General features: G+C 60.4%; 17 protein-coding genes. 6 read left to right on the top strand and 11 right to left on the bottom strand.

The genetic code is table 11. The annotated features are described in order from the left end of the window. The first annotated feature begins 169 nt into the window (after window positions 1-169). Window positions 170-865 (top strand): YrbL family protein, encoded by a 696-nt coding sequence (locus tag ACYVIT_RS07405; protein ID WP_415808926.1) that lies wholly within the window; start codon window positions 170-172, stop codon window positions 863-865. Here ACYVIT_RS07405 and ACYVIT_RS07400 read toward each other — a convergent pair. The 9 genes from ACYVIT_RS07400 to ACYVIT_RS07360 form a co-directional block, all read right to left on the bottom strand. Then, window positions 844-1539 carry a DNA-3-methyladenine glycosylase gene (locus tag ACYVIT_RS07400; protein ID WP_415808919.1) on the bottom strand — a complete coding sequence of 232 codons (696 nt, stop codon included), beginning with the start codon at window positions 1537-1539 and terminating at the stop codon, window positions 844-846. The two genes, ACYVIT_RS07405 and ACYVIT_RS07400, sit on opposite strands and share 22 nt — an antisense overlap. A 2-nt stretch (window positions 1540-1541) precedes the next feature. Then, window positions 1542-1901, bottom strand: a complete 360-nt coding sequence (locus ACYVIT_RS07395; RefSeq protein WP_415808920.1) for an arsenate reductase — start codon at window positions 1899-1901, stop codon at window positions 1542-1544. Then, window positions 1898-2707, bottom strand: coding sequence for an ABC transporter permease subunit (locus tag ACYVIT_RS07390; protein ID WP_415808921.1), 810 nt, complete (start codon window positions 2705-2707; stop codon window positions 1898-1900). The genes ACYVIT_RS07395 and ACYVIT_RS07390 overlap by 4 nt, the downstream gene beginning before the upstream one ends. Next, window positions 2704-3624, bottom strand: a complete 921-nt coding sequence (locus tag ACYVIT_RS07385) for an ABC transporter permease subunit (RefSeq protein WP_415808922.1) — start codon at window positions 3622-3624, stop codon at window positions 2704-2706. The genes ACYVIT_RS07390 and ACYVIT_RS07385 overlap by 4 nt, the downstream gene beginning before the upstream one ends. After that, window positions 3621-4748: an ABC transporter ATP-binding protein gene (locus ACYVIT_RS07380; RefSeq protein WP_094820461.1), complete on the bottom strand. Its 1128-nt coding sequence runs from the start codon at window positions 4746-4748 to the stop codon at window positions 3621-3623. The genes ACYVIT_RS07385 and ACYVIT_RS07380 overlap by 4 nt, the downstream gene beginning before the upstream one ends. 5 nt (window positions 4749-4753) lie before the next feature. Beyond that, window positions 4754-5857: a polyamine ABC transporter substrate-binding protein gene (locus tag ACYVIT_RS07375; RefSeq protein ID WP_415808923.1), complete on the bottom strand. Its 1104-nt coding sequence runs from the start codon at window positions 5855-5857 to the stop codon at window positions 4754-4756. A 465-nt stretch (window positions 5858-6322) separates the two neighbouring features. After that, the gene (locus ACYVIT_RS07370) at window positions 6323-6985 is read right to left on the bottom strand and encodes a 3-deoxy-D-manno-octulosonic acid kinase (protein WP_415806460.1); all 663 of its coding nucleotides are present in this window, start codon (window positions 6983-6985) and stop codon (window positions 6323-6325) included. A gap of 61 nt (window positions 6986-7046) precedes the next feature. Beyond that, a complete protein-coding gene (locus ACYVIT_RS07365; RefSeq protein WP_415806450.1) occupies window positions 7047-7472 on the bottom strand; it encodes a group II truncated hemoglobin in 426 nt (141 codons plus the stop codon). Between the two features lie 106 nt (window positions 7473-7578). Continuing rightward, window positions 7579-10038 carry an ABC transporter permease gene (locus ACYVIT_RS07360; protein WP_415806459.1) on the bottom strand — a complete coding sequence of 820 codons (2460 nt, stop codon included), beginning with the start codon at window positions 10036-10038 and terminating at the stop codon, window positions 7579-7581. A gap of 306 nt (window positions 10039-10344) precedes the next feature. Here ACYVIT_RS07360 and ACYVIT_RS07355 point away from each other — a divergent pair, with 306 nt between their 5' ends. From ACYVIT_RS07355 to ACYVIT_RS07335, 5 genes are all read left to right on the top strand, one after another. Next, window positions 10345-11322 carry a TRAP transporter substrate-binding protein gene (locus ACYVIT_RS07355; protein ID WP_415806449.1) on the top strand — a complete coding sequence of 326 codons (978 nt, stop codon included), beginning with the start codon at window positions 10345-10347 and terminating at the stop codon, window positions 11320-11322. 99 nt (window positions 11323-11421) lie between these two features. Continuing rightward, window positions 11422-11922, top strand: a complete 501-nt coding sequence (locus ACYVIT_RS07350) for a TRAP transporter small permease (RefSeq protein ID WP_415806448.1) — start codon at window positions 11422-11424, stop codon at window positions 11920-11922. Between the two features lie 44 nt (window positions 11923-11966). Then, the gene (locus ACYVIT_RS07345; RefSeq protein WP_415806447.1) at window positions 11967-13244 is read left to right on the top strand and encodes a TRAP transporter large permease; all 1278 of its coding nucleotides are present in this window, start codon (window positions 11967-11969) and stop codon (window positions 13242-13244) included. Between the two features lie 22 nt (window positions 13245-13266). Continuing rightward, window positions 13267-13668: a hypothetical protein gene (locus tag ACYVIT_RS07340; protein ID WP_415806446.1), complete on the top strand. Its 402-nt coding sequence runs from the start codon at window positions 13267-13269 to the stop codon at window positions 13666-13668. Between the two features lie 102 nt (window positions 13669-13770). Next, complete coding sequence (locus tag ACYVIT_RS07335) at window positions 13771-14328, top strand: phosphatase PAP2 family protein (protein WP_415806445.1); 558 nt, start codon at window positions 13771-13773, stop codon at window positions 14326-14328. A gap of 8 nt (window positions 14329-14336) precedes the next feature. Here the strand turns inward: ACYVIT_RS07335 and ACYVIT_RS07330 are convergent, their stop codons facing one another. Both ACYVIT_RS07330 and ACYVIT_RS07325 read right to left on the bottom strand, forming a co-directional pair. Next, a complete protein-coding gene (locus tag ACYVIT_RS07330) occupies window positions 14337-15332 on the bottom strand; it encodes a 3-hydroxybutyryl-CoA dehydrogenase (protein ID WP_415806444.1) in 996 nt (331 codons plus the stop codon). Continuing rightward, window positions 15329-16432, bottom strand: coding sequence for an NAD/NADP octopine/nopaline dehydrogenase family protein (locus ACYVIT_RS07325; protein ID WP_415806443.1), 1104 nt, complete (start codon window positions 16430-16432; stop codon window positions 15329-15331). The genes ACYVIT_RS07330 and ACYVIT_RS07325 overlap by 4 nt, the downstream gene beginning before the upstream one ends. Window positions 16433-16524: the final 92 nt, after the last annotated feature.

The raw sequence follows: 16524 nt of genomic DNA, 5'->3' as shown, positions 1-16524 counted from the left end.
ACCAGCGCAACCCCAGGTTGCGCAAATTTCGCTTAACTTCGACAATCCCGAAACATAAAGAACATTCGCCAACATCGTTGTGCAACAAGACTTTTCTACGCTGGATGTCCTGAACGGCGCCAGACAGCCCGACCTCCTGCCCGCCCCCGTCGCTGCAGACACCTTCGGTATACGCTCGAGCAGCTTTACTGCGGTGTTCGGCCCCCTGGATCTGACCCACGCGCAGGTACTCGCCAGAGGCGCAGACCGCTACGTTTTTCAGCATCCGCATGAGCCCTCGTTGCTGATCAAAGTCATCAACATGGACGCTTACGCGGCCTACCTGGAACGCAAGCCGTTCAAGCGTTTTTACAAGCAGTTCCAACGCGAAAGCGCCTATCGGGTCTACCTGGACGAACTGTCGGAATATGTCACCACGACGACTGTCCCGTCCGGCGTGTGGAACGTCCCCATGTCACGCGTGGTCGGTCTGGCTCAAACCACACTCGGGCTCGGTCAACTAGTAGAAAAAATCACCGACGACAATGGCCATCTGGCACCCACGCTGGCCAACATCATTGCCCGCGAGGGGATTTCTTCTGCCTTGAGCGATCAATTGGACGCGTTTTTTGATGACCTGATTGATGCGCATATCGTCATCAGTGACCTCTCTGCCAAAAACATTGCGCTGGGCAACAATGCCGACGGCAAAAAGGGGATGTATCTGATTGATGGATTCGGCGTATTGCCGTTGATCCCGCTGTATGCCTGGAGCAAGCGGTTGAACAAGATGCGCATGCGCCGCAAATACACCGAGTGGCGGGCTCGCATTGAACGCCAGTACGACGAAACCCAAGCCTCTGCTCAGGGCACGATCACGCCGTAGCGATCCATCCAGTCATAGTCGCGGTGCGGCTCCTGCCCACGGCGTAATGGATTGCGAGTGCAAAACGCCGCATAGACCGGATCGACATAGCGATAACGCAAATGCTCGTCCCGCCCTGCGGGGATACCCAGACGAGTCGTGCTGATCAAACGATCGGGCGATTGCCCTATGTCTTCCACGAAAAAGGTCTTGGGATCAAAACGCTGTGCATCCCACTCGGGGACTTTCAGGCCCAGCGCGCGGCATAGCAACGTTTGCCCCGCGCACAGACGTCCTGGCGGCCGAGGCTGTCCTTTGGCATCCGGATTCAGCGCCTGCATGCGCGCCAGCGACTCAGGTCCGGACACGACATCGGACCACGGATACGCAGACTTGATCAGCACCGCATTGCCTGGCCCGCCCGCGCTGAAATTCAGCGAGTCGCCGCCACGTGCGTAATACATGTACACCGTGCCGCCATCCATGAACAAAGCGCGGCGCTTATGCGTATAGCCCAGCGAGGCATGGCTGCCCTTTTCCGTCAGGTAGTACGCCTCGGTCTCGATGATGCGTGCCGACAGCCACAAACCATCCAGGCGGCGCCTGATGACCTTGCCCAGCAGCTCGCGCGCCAGCTGGCTGGCGTCGCGATCAAAAAAATGGTCGGGCAGTGCTGGCCCGGGGCCTTTCGCCATCTTCAGGCAAAGCGCTCGCCGTAGCGCTTTTCCGAGAACCCGACCGAGACTTCGCCATCGGCAGTCACCGTCACAGGACGGCGCACCAGGGCCGGATACTCGGCAATCAGTTTCGTCCACTCGGCATCGGTCTGCGCGGCCTTGCGTTCATCAGACAACGCGCGCCAGGTCATGGAAGTACGGTTGACCAGTTTTTCCCAACCGCCGACCTTGCCGGCCCAGGCCTTCAATGTGGCGGCCGGCACGGGATGATCGCGGTAATCAATGAACTCGTGCGCCACGCCGTGCGCCGACAACCAATCGCGTGCCTTGACGCAAGTGCTGCATTTGTTCAGGCCGTATAGCGTTGTCTGATGCTTCATTTTGAATCGGATTCCTTACGCTGTTGCAGACGATTGAGCACGATCACGCAAATGCCCACCGCCAGGATAAACAGAGTGGCCAACGCGTTCACTTCGGGCTTGAGCCCCAACCGCACGCGCGAAAACACTTCCATAGGCAGAGTTGTCGAACCCGGCCCCGACAGAAACGACGCCAGCACGACATCATCCAACGAGAGGGTAAACGACAGCAACCAGGCCGCTATCAGGGCCGGCGCAATCAAAGGCAGCGTAATCCGGAAAAACACCGTCAACGGCGTCGCCCCGAGATCCAGCGCAGCCTCTTCGAGCGAGCGGTCCAGGTCGCGGATCCGCGCCTGAATCACCACCGCCACATATGCCACGCATAGCGTGACATGGCCTACCCAGATGGTAAAGGTGCCGTTTTCCGCCGGCCAGCCCAGCAGCCCCCGCATTTCCACAAACATCAATAGCAGAGAAATACCCAGCACCACCTCGGGAATCACCAGCGGTGCGCTGAGCATCCCTAAATACAGGGTAAAGCCGCGAAACCGCCCCATGCGCCCCAACACATAGCCCGCCCACGTGCCGATGATGACCGCCGCCGTCGCCGTCAATGCCGCGATCTTGAACGACAGCCACGCCGCGCTCAACAACGCACTATCGTTGAACAACGCGTGATACCAGCGGAACGAAAAGCCGCTCCATGACGTGACCAATGGCGAATCGTTGAACGAAAACACCATCAAGCTGAGTATGGGCACATACAAAAAGAAGTAACCCAGCCCCAAGGCCAAGCCGCGCGCGGTTTTATTGGGCCCCTTCATGCCTGCCCCCGCGTTGCCATGTCTTGTTGACGCACCTGGCTGTACTGGAACAAGGCCAGCGGCACAAGCAACAGCAGCACCATGACGCAAGTCACCGCCGATGCCATCGGCCAGTCTGCATTATTGAAGAACTCGTTCCACATCACGCGCCCCATCATCAGGGTATCGGCGCCGCCCAGCATTTCTGGAATGACGTATTCCCCCACCGACGGAATGAACACCAACATGGCGCCGGCGATCACGCCCGGACGCGACAGCGGCACGGTGATACGCCAGAAGGCCTGCCACGGGCGAGCGCCCAGATCATAGGCGGCCTCCAGCAAGCGCAAATCCATCTTCACCAGATTGGCATACAAGGGCAAGATAAAGAACGGCAAATACGCATAGACCAAGCCGATATACACCGCCAGATCCGTGCGATAAATTTCCAGCGGGCTGGAAATCAGACCGATGCTCATCAAGAATTTATTCAGCAAGCCATCATTACGCAGAATGCCGACCCAGGCATAGACCCGCAACAACAGCGAGGTCCAGAACGGCAGAATCACGCCCAACAGCAAAAGATTGCGTATCGACGGTGACGAGCGCGCAATGTAATACGCCATCGGATAGCCGATCAGCACACAGCACACGGTCGTGATCGCCGCCATCTTCAGCGAACTCAGATACGTATCCAGATACAGGCTGTCGGTGAACAGTCGGATATAGCCCGCCAGGTGCAGACTGAACTGCACCGCCTCGTCTTTAAACTCAGTCAGTGCCGTATACGGGGGGATGCCAAACTGCAGCTCGGCAAAACTGATCTTGAGCACCAGAAAAAACGGCACCAGCAGAAACAGCGCCAGCCAAAGATACGGCGGCACGATCGCCAGCGTGCGTCCCGACGGAATCAAGTCGCGTAGTGCGGGCAGCTTCATGACGCGAGCACCGTCGCGCTGTCAGCGCTCCAACTGACGTAGATTTCCTCGTCAATGCCCGGCGCGTCGATCTGGGCCAATTGCAGACTGGGCACGCTCGCCTCGACAACCTTGCCCGAGTCCAAGCGTATCTGGTACAGCGCATAGCTGCCCATCCAGGCCATATGGCTGACCATGCCATGCGCCCAGTTATAGTCACCCTCGGGTTGAGTCCGCGAGACCACCAGCCGCTCCGGCCGGATCGACACGTGAACCTCCATGCCCAGCGGTTCGCTCACCCCATGGCTGACATAAAGCGGACGCGTCAGCTCCGCGCATTCAATCGCCACGTGATCGGGCTCATCCACCACAATCGTGCCGGTCAACAAGTTGGTCGAGCCGATAAAGCCCGCCACAAAGCGCGAATTCGGAAACGCGTAAACATCCTGCGGCGTGCCGCATTGCACGATCTGGCCCTCGGTCATGACCGCCAGGCGATGCGCCATGGTCATGGCTTCTTCCTGGTCGTGCGTCACCATGATGCAGGTCACGCCGACCTGCTCCAGAATCTTGACCAGCTCGATCTGCGTCTTTTGGCGGATCTGCTTATCCAGCGCGGACATGGGCTCGTCCAGCAGCAACAGTTTCGGCCGTTTGACCAGGCTGCGCGCCAGCGCCACACGTTGCTGTTGCCCGCCTGACAACTGATGCGGCTTGCGGCGCGAATAGCCCGCCATCTGCACCAGATTCAGCGCCTCGAACACGCGATCATGAATTTCCGCGCGGTCCACTCCCTCTTGTTTCAGGCCAAAAGCCACATTGGCCTCGACCGTCATATGAGGAAACAGCGCATACGACTGGAACATCATGTTCACCGGCCGCCGATACGGCGGCACACTGGTGATGTCCTCGCCATCCAGCATGATCTGGCCGGAGGTCGCCTCCTCAAAGCCCGCCAACATGCGCAACAAGGTCGACTTGCCGCAGCCGGAGCTGCCCAGCAAGGCAAAAATCTCATTGCGCTTGACCGCCAGATTGACCGAACGCACGGCGACAACGTCGCCAAAAATCTTGACCAATTCGGAGACCTTGACGAACTCGTCAGGGTCTGCCGAATGCTGTGCCGTGTAACGGCTTTCACTCATGATCGCTATCGTCCGGACTTGAGTTCCGCCCACATGCGAGTCTGCAGGCGCTGGATATTCATGGGTTGGGCCTTGATCACATACAGTGTCTTGGCGACGTCCGGCGGCGGATAAATCATGGGATTTTCGGCCACATCCTTGACCACGAACTCCCGCGCGGCCTTGTTGGCGTTGGGATAGAACATGGTATTGGTGATGGCTGCATGCACCTTGGGCGTCTCGATATAGTTGATGAAGGCATGAGCCTCATCCACGTGCGGAGCGTCTTTCGGAATCGCCATCACATCAAACCACGCAGGCGCACCGCCCTTGGGGATGAAATAGTTGACTTCGTAAGATTTCTTGGCGTCTTGCGCACGCTTGCGAGAGATCATCACGTCTCCCGAAAAGCCGTACACCATGCATAGATCGCCCACCGCGAGCTCGTCAATATAGCCCGAGGAACTGAATTGGCGAATATAGGGGCGGATTTGTTTCAACAGATCCAGCGCAGCCTTGTAATCGTCCGCGTTGTCGCTGTTGGGATCCTTGCCCAAATATTTGAGCACGGCGGGAAACACCTGCGCCGCCTCATCCAGCATGGAAATACCGCATTCTTTCAGCTTGGCGGCGTTTTCGGGCTTGAACAACATGTCCCAGCTCGCCAGATCGGCGTTCTCGCCCATGATCTGCTTGACCTTGGTGACGTTGTAGCCGAGGCCGTTGGTGCCGTATCCCCAGGGAATCACATGCTCATTACCCGGATCGATCGTGGCGACCAGCGCCATGATGTCGGGATCCAGATTCGACCAATTGGGGATCTTGGACTTGTCCAGCTTTTGATACAAGCCGCCCTGGATCTGACGTGAGGCGTAATGCGTCGAGGGCACCACCACGTCGTAGCCCGACTTCCCGGTCAGCAGCTTGGCCTGCAGGGTGTCGTTGTTGTCGTAAACGTCGTAACGGACCTTGATACCCGTCTCGCGCTCGAAACCCGGAATCGTGTCCGGGGCGGTGTATTCCGCCCAGTTGTATACGTTGACGACCTTGTCCTGCGCCCATGCACCGGACGCAGCAGCCGCAGCCAACGCTACCCCTAGCGTCCACTGTATTCCCGCCTTTATCTTCATCGCGAGCCCCTTTTGCTGCATTCTGTGAATGCTAAATTGCTAAAGGGCAAAATGATAAAGCCTTTTTACAGGTGTTTGGCTATGAGATGAAGGGGATTGTCAGCGGATTCGGTGGAAGATCGTTCTGGGGGACATGGGATATCGCTATTCAGGCAAGGTGAGACCGTTCCCGACAGGCGCCCCCCCCCCGCAGGAGCATTGTGGAATTCTCAACACCGCGAGCCGGGGTCTGCCGTGTAAAGGGCATGCCGACCCGTTGAGGCCGCCGAGCCTGGTATGTCAGGCGGGGGGTAGTCGGCTGGGCATGTCTGAGCGGAGCGCAGCGCAGCGAGTTTGCCCAGCCGCCCCGCCTGACATACCAGGCGAAGGGTAGTCTGGACGCGCAGGCGTCCAGACCGGCCGAATGGGTCGGCATGCCCTTTACACGGCAGACCCCGGCGGTTTTAGAACACCAATACCCCAAAACTAACCAGCACCATCCCCCATGCACCCACGATAAGCCCGATCCACCCGCTCCCACAAAGCAACCCCACGCTCACCGCCCACCTTTTCGAGCGACCGACGCAACCGCAGCAGATTACCCCGCCGCCGCTGCGCAGACACCCCGCCCTCCGTCCCTCGATCGAAATCGATCAACCAGGCCTGCCCCCGACCATCCAGCAGAATATTGAAAGCGTTCAGATCCGCATGCCACACCCCCAACCGGTGCATAGCAGCGATAGCCGTAGCCGCAGCGTCCCAAACCGGCTCGTCCAGCAAATGCGCCAGAGGACGAACATCCGGAATCCGTTCGACGATGATTGCGGCCCGATACGTCAGCCCATCGCGCCAATAGGCCGCAGCTAGCGGTGCCGGCACACTGAGTCCCCGCTCGCGCATCATGGCCAGCAACCGATACTCCCGAAAGCTGCGTGTACGAGACTCGCCCTGCCAGAAATACGCATCCCGGCTCAACTTGGCAACCAGTCCGCCCCGGCGGTACCCACGCAGGACCCCTTGCCAGCCTTCGCCCTCGACAAACCAGGCCGCCTGACGCCCGCCGGCATCGACGGGACGGACACAATCACCATAAAACGCAGGATCAAGCAGCCGTGGATCGGGCGCGCCTAAACGAACATCACACAGCATGGCGCCCGCAGGCGGATCCTGCCAGGCCAGTCTCTGAATCCCCGATGCGTCCTGAACAAGCTCAGCCGTCACGGTTACGCATCCAATCGGCAACGCCGTAAAAAGCCTCCAACAAACGGTCGACCAACTCAGGAGACATCCCCTCGTCCTGCATCGCCCGCCCCATGCAGGCCAGCCACTGGTCACGCTCAACACGGCCGATAGAAAACGGCAAGTGACGGGCTCGCAAACGCGGATGCCCGTAGCGCTCTATGTAATAGTTAGGACCGCCAAAATAACCACAGAGGAACAAAAAGAGCTTGTCGCGGGCAGAGTCCAGACTGGGGCCGTGCACGCCCCGCAATACCGCGAAATCAGCTTCCATCTCCATCAAATCGTAAAAACGATCGACCAGCGAACGGATGGCAGGCTCGCCACCCAGAGTCTCGAACAAGGTGACCGAGGTCTCCAGCGACTCGTTCTTGGGTTGCACACGGGTAACAGTCATTGTATTTCTCGTAAAACCGGCGCGACAGCGTATCGCACCGGCGGCAAATCAGATCAGGAACGTAATCCTCGCACTTCTCCAAGCGGCTACATCGCCACCCAGCGCATCACGCCTCTCGCAGCGTCAGCAACGGCGGCGTGCGCAACACCCCGCGCAGCGCCAGCGCAGCACCGCCCCAAGCGGCCAGCATACCGACGCCCACACCGGCCAGCCACGGCCAGGCGCTCAGCGTAATCCGAAAATCGAAAACATAGGTCGATAACGCCCAGGCAATCGTGCTGGCGCCTGCAGCGGCCAACAATCCCGCCAGTCCGCCGACCGCCAACACCTCCAATCGCTGAGCCCGGGCCAACTGGTTCCGCGTCGCCCCCAGAGCGCGTAACACGGCAGCCTCACGGATACGTTCGTCCCGCGTCGCGGTCAACGCCGCAGCCAGGACCAACACGCCCGCAATCAGCGTGAAGATGAACAACAATTGCACAGCAGTGATGACCTGATCCAGCACCGACTGCAGCTGATTCAGAATCGAGCCCACATCGAAAACCGTCAAATTGGGAAACTGCCGGAGCAGCTCACGCGGCAACGCGGCTTGGTCGGCCGGCAGATGAAACGACGTAATCCAACTCTGCGGCAAACCTTCCAACGCGGCGGGGGACAGCACCGCAAAAAAGTTTACCTGCATAGAATCCCAATCGACCGTGCGCGTCCCCGATACAGTGACGTCGACCTGCTGGCCGGCGATATCAAAAGTCAGGACATCGCCCACAGACAAGCCCAGCGTCTGCGCCAACCCCGACTCCAACGATACCTCGCGCGCCGCAGGATCGAGCCAGCGGCCCTGTTCAATGCGATTCGCGGCGGGCAGCTGATCGCCATATGACAGATTGAATTCGCGATCTACAAGCCGTTTGGCCCGCGGTTCTTCGTAATCGGCCGGACCCACCGGGCGGCCATCGACGGCGACCAGACGGCCGCGGATCATCGGCCACAGCGTGGCCTTCTGTATGCCATGCGCGGTCAGGAAATCCTGCACCGGCTGGCGTTGATCAGGCTGGATATTGATCAGAAAGCGGTTAGGCGCGTCGGGCGGCAACGTGCGCTGCCACCCCGCAACCAGGTCCGTGCGCGTCATGGCCAGCAATAAAAGCGCCATCAGTCCGATGGCCAAGGCGCAGACCTGGGTGATCGTCGCGGCACGGCGGCGTACCACGCCTGCCAACGCAAAACGCAGTGCCGGCATCCCTGCAGCCAGACCGCGTAACCGCGCCAGCCCCAGCACACACAACCAAGCGACCAACGCAAACGCGCCGAACGCCCCCAGAAAGCCGCCTGCGACCACCCCGCCCAAGCGCGCATTGCCAGCAAACCACCAGATCAACAGGGCAAAGCCCACTGCGCCAAAGACATACCCAATAACACTGCGAGCCCGCAACGTATCGGCATCGCGGCGCAATACCCGAGCAGGCGGCACATGACGCAACTGTGCCAGCGATGGCAAAGCGAATCCCAGCAATAGCAAGACGCCAGTCACCAGCCCCTGCAAAGCAGGCACGCCCGAAGGCGCAGGCAATTGGGTGTCAATGAGACTGCCCAGGGCCAACACCAGCCCTTGGTGCACCGCGAACCCAATCAGGCACCCTACCGCCGAGGCGGCCAACCCGACCAATGTGAACTCCAGCACCAGCATCTGGCTGACTTGCCGTTGCACCGCCCCCAGGCAGCGCATCACCGCAATGCCGTCACGATGCCGCATCATGAATCGTCCGGCAGCCAGAGCGACCGCCACTGCAGAAATCAAGACGGCCAGCAGCGCCACCAGCGACAAAAAGCGCTGCGCGCGATCCAAGGTGCGCTGCACCTCGGGACGACCCGATTCCAACGTGGCGAGCTTCTGCCCTCGCTGCAAATGCTCGCCCAGCCACGTGGAGTACGCCGCCACAGCGTCAGGCTCACCGGCCGCCAGCAAGGCATAATCAATCCGGCTGCCCAACGTCACCAGCCCAGTCGCAGCCAAATCGTCGGACCGCATCATCACGCGCGGCGCCACGTTCACAAACTGCATTCCCCGATCCGGTTCATAAGTGATGACGCGCGCCACGCGAAACCGGCTGTCGCCCAGTCCGATCGTATCCCCGACATTGAGGCCCAGCAGCGCCAACAACTGCGCATCGGCCCATACCGTGCCTGGCGCGGGAATATCACGCGTCGCCGTTCCCTCAGTGTACGGATCATCAGCGACCCGCAAACTGCCGCGCAGGGGGTAACCCGGCTCGACCGCCTTGAGCGATACCAGTTGCGCCCCGTCGCCTGCGCTGGCCATCGACGGAAACTGCAGCGTGCGGGATACCTCCAGCCCGCGGTCGCGCGCGGCCACGATGAAATCGGCCGAAATGGGCTCGTCTGCATCGAGCAGCAGATCTGCTCCCAGCATCTGGCTGGCGTCGCGCTCCAACGCCCGGCCGACCCGGTCGGCCAGGAACCCCACACTGGTCACCGCAGCCACGGCCACGACCAAGGCCAGCACCAACAGGCGCAATTCGCCCGCGCGGGCATCGCGCATCATCATGCGAGCCCCTTGCGCCAGCGTGGCCAGGAAACGGCCTCTGCGCGGCCCGCCAGGCGGCGGCGTAATCTTGCCCGGCGCCGGGTTTGCCTGGCAACGATCCGACGGCGACGCCGAAGACGGTTGCGTATCACGCGCAGAGCCCGGCGGCTGCGCAGAAGTAGGAGAATCAGGGAAATCCATCATTCCGCAATGGTAACCAATCGCCGTTTCAATGGCCGATTGTCAGGTGAATGCCGCTATCATGCCCGCTGGGCGTAACATGCGACCGAAAACACTAGAATTCGTTCCCAACTAGGAGAAGACACTATGCGCAAGACTTGGCTTGCCGCCACGATTTTTGCCGCCTGCGCGGTAACCGCCGCACTACCCGCCGCCGCTCAGAATACGCTGAAAATGGCCTATGCCCTATCGACCTCGTCCCACTACGGGGCGGGCGCCGACGCCTTTGCCAAGTCTATCGAGGCCTCGACCGGCGGCAAATACAAGGTCCAGCAATTCGCCAATAGCGCCTTGGGCGGCGAACGCGAAGTCATCGAGGGCCTGCAGATCGGCACCATCGATCTGGCCATTGTCTCGACGGGTGCGACCTTGAACTTTGTGCCGGAAACCGGGGTGTTCGACATTCCGTTCCTGTTGCGTGACCTGCAACACGCCCGCAAAGTCCTGGACAGCCAGATCGGTCAGGACATGTTGGCCAAATTCCCCGACCGCGGCATCATTGCACTGGCATGGGGTGAGCAGGGCTTCCGCCATCTGACCAACAACGTCCGTCCGGTAAAAACGCCGGCAGACGCCAAAGGCCTGAAAATCCGCACCACGGAAAACCCCATTCACATCGCGGCTTTCCGCGCGATTGGCATTCTGCCCACGCCGATGGCGTGGCCCGAGGTTGCCACGGCCTTGCAACAAGGCACCATCGACGGACAGGAAAATCCGCTGTCGGTAATCACCTCGGCCAAGCTCTCGCAAGTCCAGAAATACCTGTCGCTGACCGGCCACGTCTACGGCCCCGCCCTGGTGCTGATGTCGCCCAACGTCTATGACAGCCTGTCGGACGAGGACAAAGCCAAATTCAAAGAGGCAGGCAAGCTTTCCGCCCAGGCCATGCGCGACTTCGTCGACAACATCGAGAAAACCGGCGTCGAACAACTGCGCAAGGAAGGCATGCAAGTCACGACTGACGTCGATCGCACTGCGTTCGCCGCCGCGGTAGAGCCCGCCTATCCCGAGTACTACAAAAAGTTCGACAAAAAGCTGATCGACGCGATCCGCGACACGAAGTAAGCCGATAGTCTCGGCCCGGCCGGGCCGCCCTGGCGGCTGCACGGCCGGCTTGCTTTTCGTTTTTCGTTTTTCCTCTCACGTCCGCATCTGGAATTCACCATGCGTATGCTCCGCCTCGCCGAACGCGGCTTGTTCAAGGCCGTATCGGTCATCGCGCAAATTTTGCTGGTCGCCTCGGCAGCGGCCGCGTTTTATCAAGTCATTGCACGCTTCATCCTGCAATCACCGGCGGACTGGAGCGAGGTGCTGACCCGCGCCTTGCTGATCTGGACCGTGCTGCTGGGCATCGCCCTGGCCTTTCGTCAAGGCGCGATGATCAGCGTCGAACTGCTGCACAATCTGCTCAAAGGCCGCAAGCAGCGCATGCTGGAACACCTCATCGCGATCATCTGCGTCGCGTTCCTGGTGTTCATCGCCTGGATCGGTGGCCAGATGACGTATCGCGTGCGTTTTCAAAATGTTCCCAGTCTGAACATCCCGATTTCCTGGATTTACCTGGCGATCCCCGTCGGCGCCTCGCTCGCCGCGATTGCGGTAGTGGCGCGATGGATACTCGGCGCCGATGAGCCCGCCCCGGTACGTAACGACGCCCAAGGCTGATTTTTCCTCATTCCTTTAGACGCATCGCATCCAGGCTTTCTGTCATGTCCCAACTAATGATTCTCACGATGCTGATCTTCTTCGGGCTCTCGGTGCCCGTAGCAGTCGCCATCGGACTGGCCAGCATCACTGGCGTATCGATCGCCGGGCTGCCGTGGCTCGTGATCGCGCAACAACTCTATGCGGCACTGGACAAATATCCCCTCGTCGCGGTTCCTTTCTTTATCCTGGCCGGCAACCTGATGGAAGCCGGCGGCATCTCGGAACGCATGGTCGAGTTCGCCAAAAGCGTGGTAGGCGGCGTCCAGGGCGGCCTGGCCTGCACGTGCGTTCTGACCTGCATGATCTTTGCCGCCGTGGCAGGCTCCAGTGTCGCGACGACCTTTGCCGTGGGCGCCATCCTGATCCCGGCCATGATACGCCACGGCTATCCCGCGCCCTTTGCCGCGTCGCTGCAGGCCAGCGCCGCCGAACTCGGCGTCGTCATTCCGCCGTCGATCCCGATGATTCTGTTCGCGGTATCCACCGATACCTCGACCGGCGAGTTATTCATCGCGGGCGTCGTGCCCGGCATCCTGATCGGCGGCGCCCTGATGCTGTACGTCTGGCTCTACGCTAAACGCAACAACCTGGGCAAACGCGATGGCGAGGGCCGGCTGCCCCTGTGGCCAGCATTCAAACGCGCCTGGCTGGCTCTGTTGATGCCCGTCATTATCCTGGGCGGCATCTACGGCGGTATCTTTACCCCCACCGAGGCCTCCGTGGTCGCGGTGATGTACGCCGTCATTGTCGGCAAATTCGTCTACGGCAAGCTCAGCTTTCGCACGCTGTCCGAGACCCTGCACCGCTCAGTCGTCTCGACCTCGGTGATCATGTTCATCATCGCGAACGCGGGCGTCTTCAGTTTCCTGCTCAACCGTGCCGGCGTACCCGATGCGTTGGGCGCCTGGCTGGCGCAGCTGTTTCATGACAAGACGGCTTTCCTGATCGGCGTGAATGCCGCCCTGTTCATGATCGGGATGTTCATCGAAACATCGGCCTCGGTCGTCGTACTGGCCCCGTTGCTGTTGCCTGTGGCCATGCAGTTCGGCATCGAACCCGTGCATTTCGGCGTCATCATGGTGGTCAACCTGGCGCTCGGCATGATTACCCCGCCCTTCGGCGTGAATCTGTTTGCTGCCTGCGCAGTGGCCAAGCTGCCGCTCGAACGCATCGTCAAACCCCTGATCCCGTTCGTACTGGTCGTGATCGCGTGCTTGATGGTGATTACGTATTGGCCAGGTTTGTCGTTGGGGTTGCGTGATTTGGTCTACACCAAGTAAATGTAGTACCGTTTCAGGCTCTATGAACGTCCCTTTCCCCATCCGCCAGGAATGCCCGCCCGGGGCCTGTATCTGCGATCGCGACCGATTACTCGCCACGCCGGATGGGGACATCCGCATTCTGCGGCTCACCCGCGAAGAAGAAAAAAAACTGGTCGCTCGCCTGGAAAACCTGAGCAGCCTGGAAGACCTGCGGCACATGCAGCAACGCATGCATGCGCTGCTGGGCCTCTCTCTGACAGTGACCCCAGGCCCGAACGAGGTCCGCACCGTACGAGGTCTGCAAATCGACATCGCGGATCAACCGGGACTGTGCAACAAGACCCGGCAGACGCTGCCGGCCGCCATACGCCGTGGGCTGGATCGAAATCCCGCCATCGTGTATGAGTTGCTGAACGCTTACGATTTGCTGGGCGGCGCCTGACCATAGCCGCGCCGGCGGTCAACGTCCAGACCGCTTCAACGAAAATTCGACGCTCGGCCACGCATACTGGCGGCGCCCTGACATTTTCGCCGAACATTGAACTTGACCACGACCGGCCTATATCCGCTCCCTGCGCTCGAAAACTGGAATATCAGGCTCTTCGAGTCCCTGCGCGCCGCGCCCGATGCCTCTCACCTTTGCGTCTATCTGGGCAAACTCATGACAGAGTTACCCATCTATCTCGCCATTGCCTTGCTGATGGTGGTGATCGTGCGCAAGCGTGACTGGCAGCCTGCCATCGCGATCGCCATCGCCCTGACCTGTACCCGCCTGATCGAATCCATCGTCAAGCTGTATGCCTATCACCCTCGTCCTTTTGCGGCGGGATTCGGGCCGGCACTGGTCGAGCACGCTGCCAACAACTCCATGCCGAGCTCGCACGCCACATTCATCTGGACCATTGCAGTATCGATGGCGCTATACCGCCGCTGGAAAACTGCCGGTGTGCTGGCCGCTTGCGGGGCGATTGTCGCCTGGGCACGCATCTACACAGGCCTGCATTGGCCGATGGACATGGCGGGATCCATCGTGGTCTCTGCGTTGTGTGCCCTGCTCGGAATGCTGGCACAACAGTCGATTCGCCGTCGTCGCGCCATATAGATCGCAGTCTATGGCGTTTTCGCCACGGCAGCGCTATCGGCATGCGGCAGCAGATTCATGACCTCGAGCCGTTGCACCAGTTCGCCCAATCGTTTCATTCGATAAGCGTCGATGTCCTGCCCGCCGTAGTCATAGAAACCTTGGCCATCGCGCAGCCCATTGCGTTGCCCGTTCATGTTTCGTTCGATGATGGGCGGCGCCTGAAAACGCGGCCCCAGCTCGCGATCCAGATAACGCGATGCATAGTAAAGAATATCGTTACCGCCCCAATCGATGAACTCCAGCAGTCCCAACACGGAAAACCTCAGGCCGAATCCCAGACGCACGGCAGTGTCGATATCCTCGGCGCTCGCCACACCCTCCTCAACCATGCGGGCTGCCTCATTCATCGCCAATGCCTGGATACGCGGCACGATATAACCGGCCGAGGGTGCACAGCGTACTGGCACTTTATGCGCCAGACGCAACAAGTCCTCCAGCGCGGCCAGGGCCGACGCGTGTGTGGCAGGTCCCGGACTCACTTCGACCAGGGGGATAAGATGGGCCGGATTCAGCCAGTGGGCGTTGAGAAAACGCTCAGGGACAGGAGCATGCTCGGCCAACTCAGTCACCAAGAACGTCGACGTGGTCGAGGCCAGCAAGGCGTCGGCAGCCATTCGTTCACCCAGCCAGGAAAACACATCGTGCTTGGCATCTAAACGTTCCGGCACGGCCTCGAAAACGGCCGTTGCTGCCCCGAGCGCGGGCCCTGCCTCATCACGAGCGTACAAAACGACGCGCCCGAGCATCTCGTCCATGCGCTCGGCGGCGAGCAATCCCAGCCGCACCAACATTTCGAATTCCGCGCGCAACGCACTGCGGACACGCTCGAAACAGACATGTTGTTCCTCTGCGTTGCGCAGCTTGGCATCGATCAGCGCCACCGGCACGCCGGCAAATGCGTACGAAACGGCGATGCCGGTGCCCATGCGGCCCACCCCCACTATCCCGATGCACGCGCTCATGCGGCCACTCCTTCACGCAGCAACTCACGCATTTGAGCGGGCGTCAATCCCGTCAACCCCAAGGACGCCAGTGTCCGCCCCTCTGCATACAGGTCCCGCCCGATGACGGCTGACGCCAGACTCAACAGCCCTTGCGCGACGGGAGTCGCCACATCTGCCCACCGCCCCAGTGACACCAGAAACGATAGACCGAGCCGCGTGTCCTCCAGCATGTAGCGATGCGTGTGCAGATCGATATGCTCGCGCCAGTCTCCGCTGTCGGTCAGCTTGCCATGTGCCCCGCGCCCATACATCCATTCATCCCCCGTCGTGGCATAGTGATCGGCCAGAGGAAAATGCGGTGCTCCATAACCGAGCGCCTCGCGCACCGCGACGCGTTCTGCATCGAGTGCGTTGGTCACACTGCGAATCGCAGGTTGCGTGCCCTCGTTATGTATGTCCCACGACTCAAAATGCTGCAACGGCCCGGCATTCATCAGGATCAATGGCGGATGGATCACCGGCCCGGCGTTCATCAGTGCACCATCCAGTGCATCCTGGATGGGCTCAATGCTGGGATAAGCCTGCTGCAATAGTGCCAATGCCTTGTCGGCCAAACGCGCAGGAAACACGCCTGTAGGCAGCCGTGTGGCATACGCACTCACGACTACGCGCTGGCCGTGCTTGCGCGCCAGATAAGGCAATGTGCCCGTTTCCGCAAAGACCACCTCGGCGTGATTGCCGCACTCGCGCATCGCGCGGGCGAACAGATAGCTGCCGAACGTCCCGGGCGGCAGGAACACGACTTGGCCATCACGCAACAGCGGCGCCAGTCCCGCAGCGAGCGGCTCGTGTGTGGTGGCAGGCAAGGGAATCACCAGCAGCTGGGCCTCGTGCACCGCGTCGGCCAATGTGTCACACAACTGAATCTGTCCAGCATCGGAGCCCAAAGGCAGGTCGCGCGTTCCCCGATAATCGGTCACCGTCAGCGCACCAATCTGACGCAACGCGTCAAACGCGGCGCCATCACGGCGCCACCACGTCAATTCGTGCCCGTTGCCCGCCATTTCCGCCGCGGCGGCGTAACAGCCGTGCCCCCCTCCAATGACTGCGATACGCATGATGCAAACCTACCAAGAGTTGGAATAGCAATCATGCTATGCGCGCACACATGAGATACTCTGCCCGAAAAGCGCAGGCCATGTTCCGATTC

This window comes from Bordetella muralis (assembly GCF_054781015.1).
Note: the sequence above shows the minus strand (reverse complement) of the source record. Positions and strands in the feature narration are given on the sequence as shown.

Excerpts from the sequence above, each read along its gene's own strand:
- ACYVIT_RS07380 (WP_094820461.1), bottom strand. The coding sequence starts at position 4,748 with ATGAGTGAAAGCCGTTACACGGCACAGCATTCGGCAGACCCTGACGAG.
- ACYVIT_RS07360 (WP_415806459.1), bottom strand. The coding sequence starts at position 10,038 with ATGATGATGCGCGATGCCCGCGCGGGCGAATTGCGCCTGTTGGTGCTG.
- ACYVIT_RS07375 (WP_415808923.1), bottom strand. The coding sequence starts at position 5,857 with ATGAAGATAAAGGCGGGAATACAGTGGACGCTAGGGGTAGCGTTGGCT.
- ACYVIT_RS07325 (WP_415806443.1), bottom strand. The coding sequence starts at position 16,432 with ATGCGTATCGCAGTCATTGGAGGGGGGCACGGCTGTTACGCCGCCGCG.
- ACYVIT_RS07395 (WP_415808920.1), bottom strand. The coding sequence starts at position 1,901 with ATGAAGCATCAGACAACGCTATACGGCCTGAACAAATGCAGCACTTGC.
- ACYVIT_RS07350 (WP_415806448.1), top strand. The coding sequence starts at position 11,422 with ATGCGTATGCTCCGCCTCGCCGAACGCGGCTTGTTCAAGGCCGTATCG.
- ACYVIT_RS07345 (WP_415806447.1), top strand. The coding sequence starts at position 11,967 with ATGTCCCAACTAATGATTCTCACGATGCTGATCTTCTTCGGGCTCTCG.
- ACYVIT_RS07400 (WP_415808919.1), bottom strand. The coding sequence starts at position 1,539 with ATGGCGAAAGGCCCCGGGCCAGCACTGCCCGACCATTTTTTTGATCGC.
- ACYVIT_RS07330 (WP_415806444.1), bottom strand. The coding sequence starts at position 15,332 with ATGAGCGCGTGCATCGGGATAGTGGGGGTGGGCCGCATGGGCACCGGC.
- ACYVIT_RS07390 (WP_415808921.1), bottom strand. The coding sequence starts at position 2,707 with ATGAAGGGGCCCAATAAAACCGCGCGCGGCTTGGCCTTGGGGCTGGGT.
- ACYVIT_RS07355 (WP_415806449.1), top strand. The coding sequence starts at position 10,345 with ATGCGCAAGACTTGGCTTGCCGCCACGATTTTTGCCGCCTGCGCGGTA.
- ACYVIT_RS07365 (WP_415806450.1), bottom strand. The coding sequence starts at position 7,472 with ATGACTGTTACCCGTGTGCAACCCAAGAACGAGTCGCTGGAGACCTCG.
- ACYVIT_RS07370 (WP_415806460.1), bottom strand. The coding sequence starts at position 6,985 with ATGCTGTGTGATGTTCGTTTAGGCGCGCCCGATCCACGGCTGCTTGAT.
- ACYVIT_RS07385 (WP_415808922.1), bottom strand. The coding sequence starts at position 3,624 with ATGAAGCTGCCCGCACTACGCGACTTGATTCCGTCGGGACGCACGCTG.
- ACYVIT_RS07340 (WP_415806446.1), top strand. The coding sequence starts at position 13,267 with ATGAACGTCCCTTTCCCCATCCGCCAGGAATGCCCGCCCGGGGCCTGT.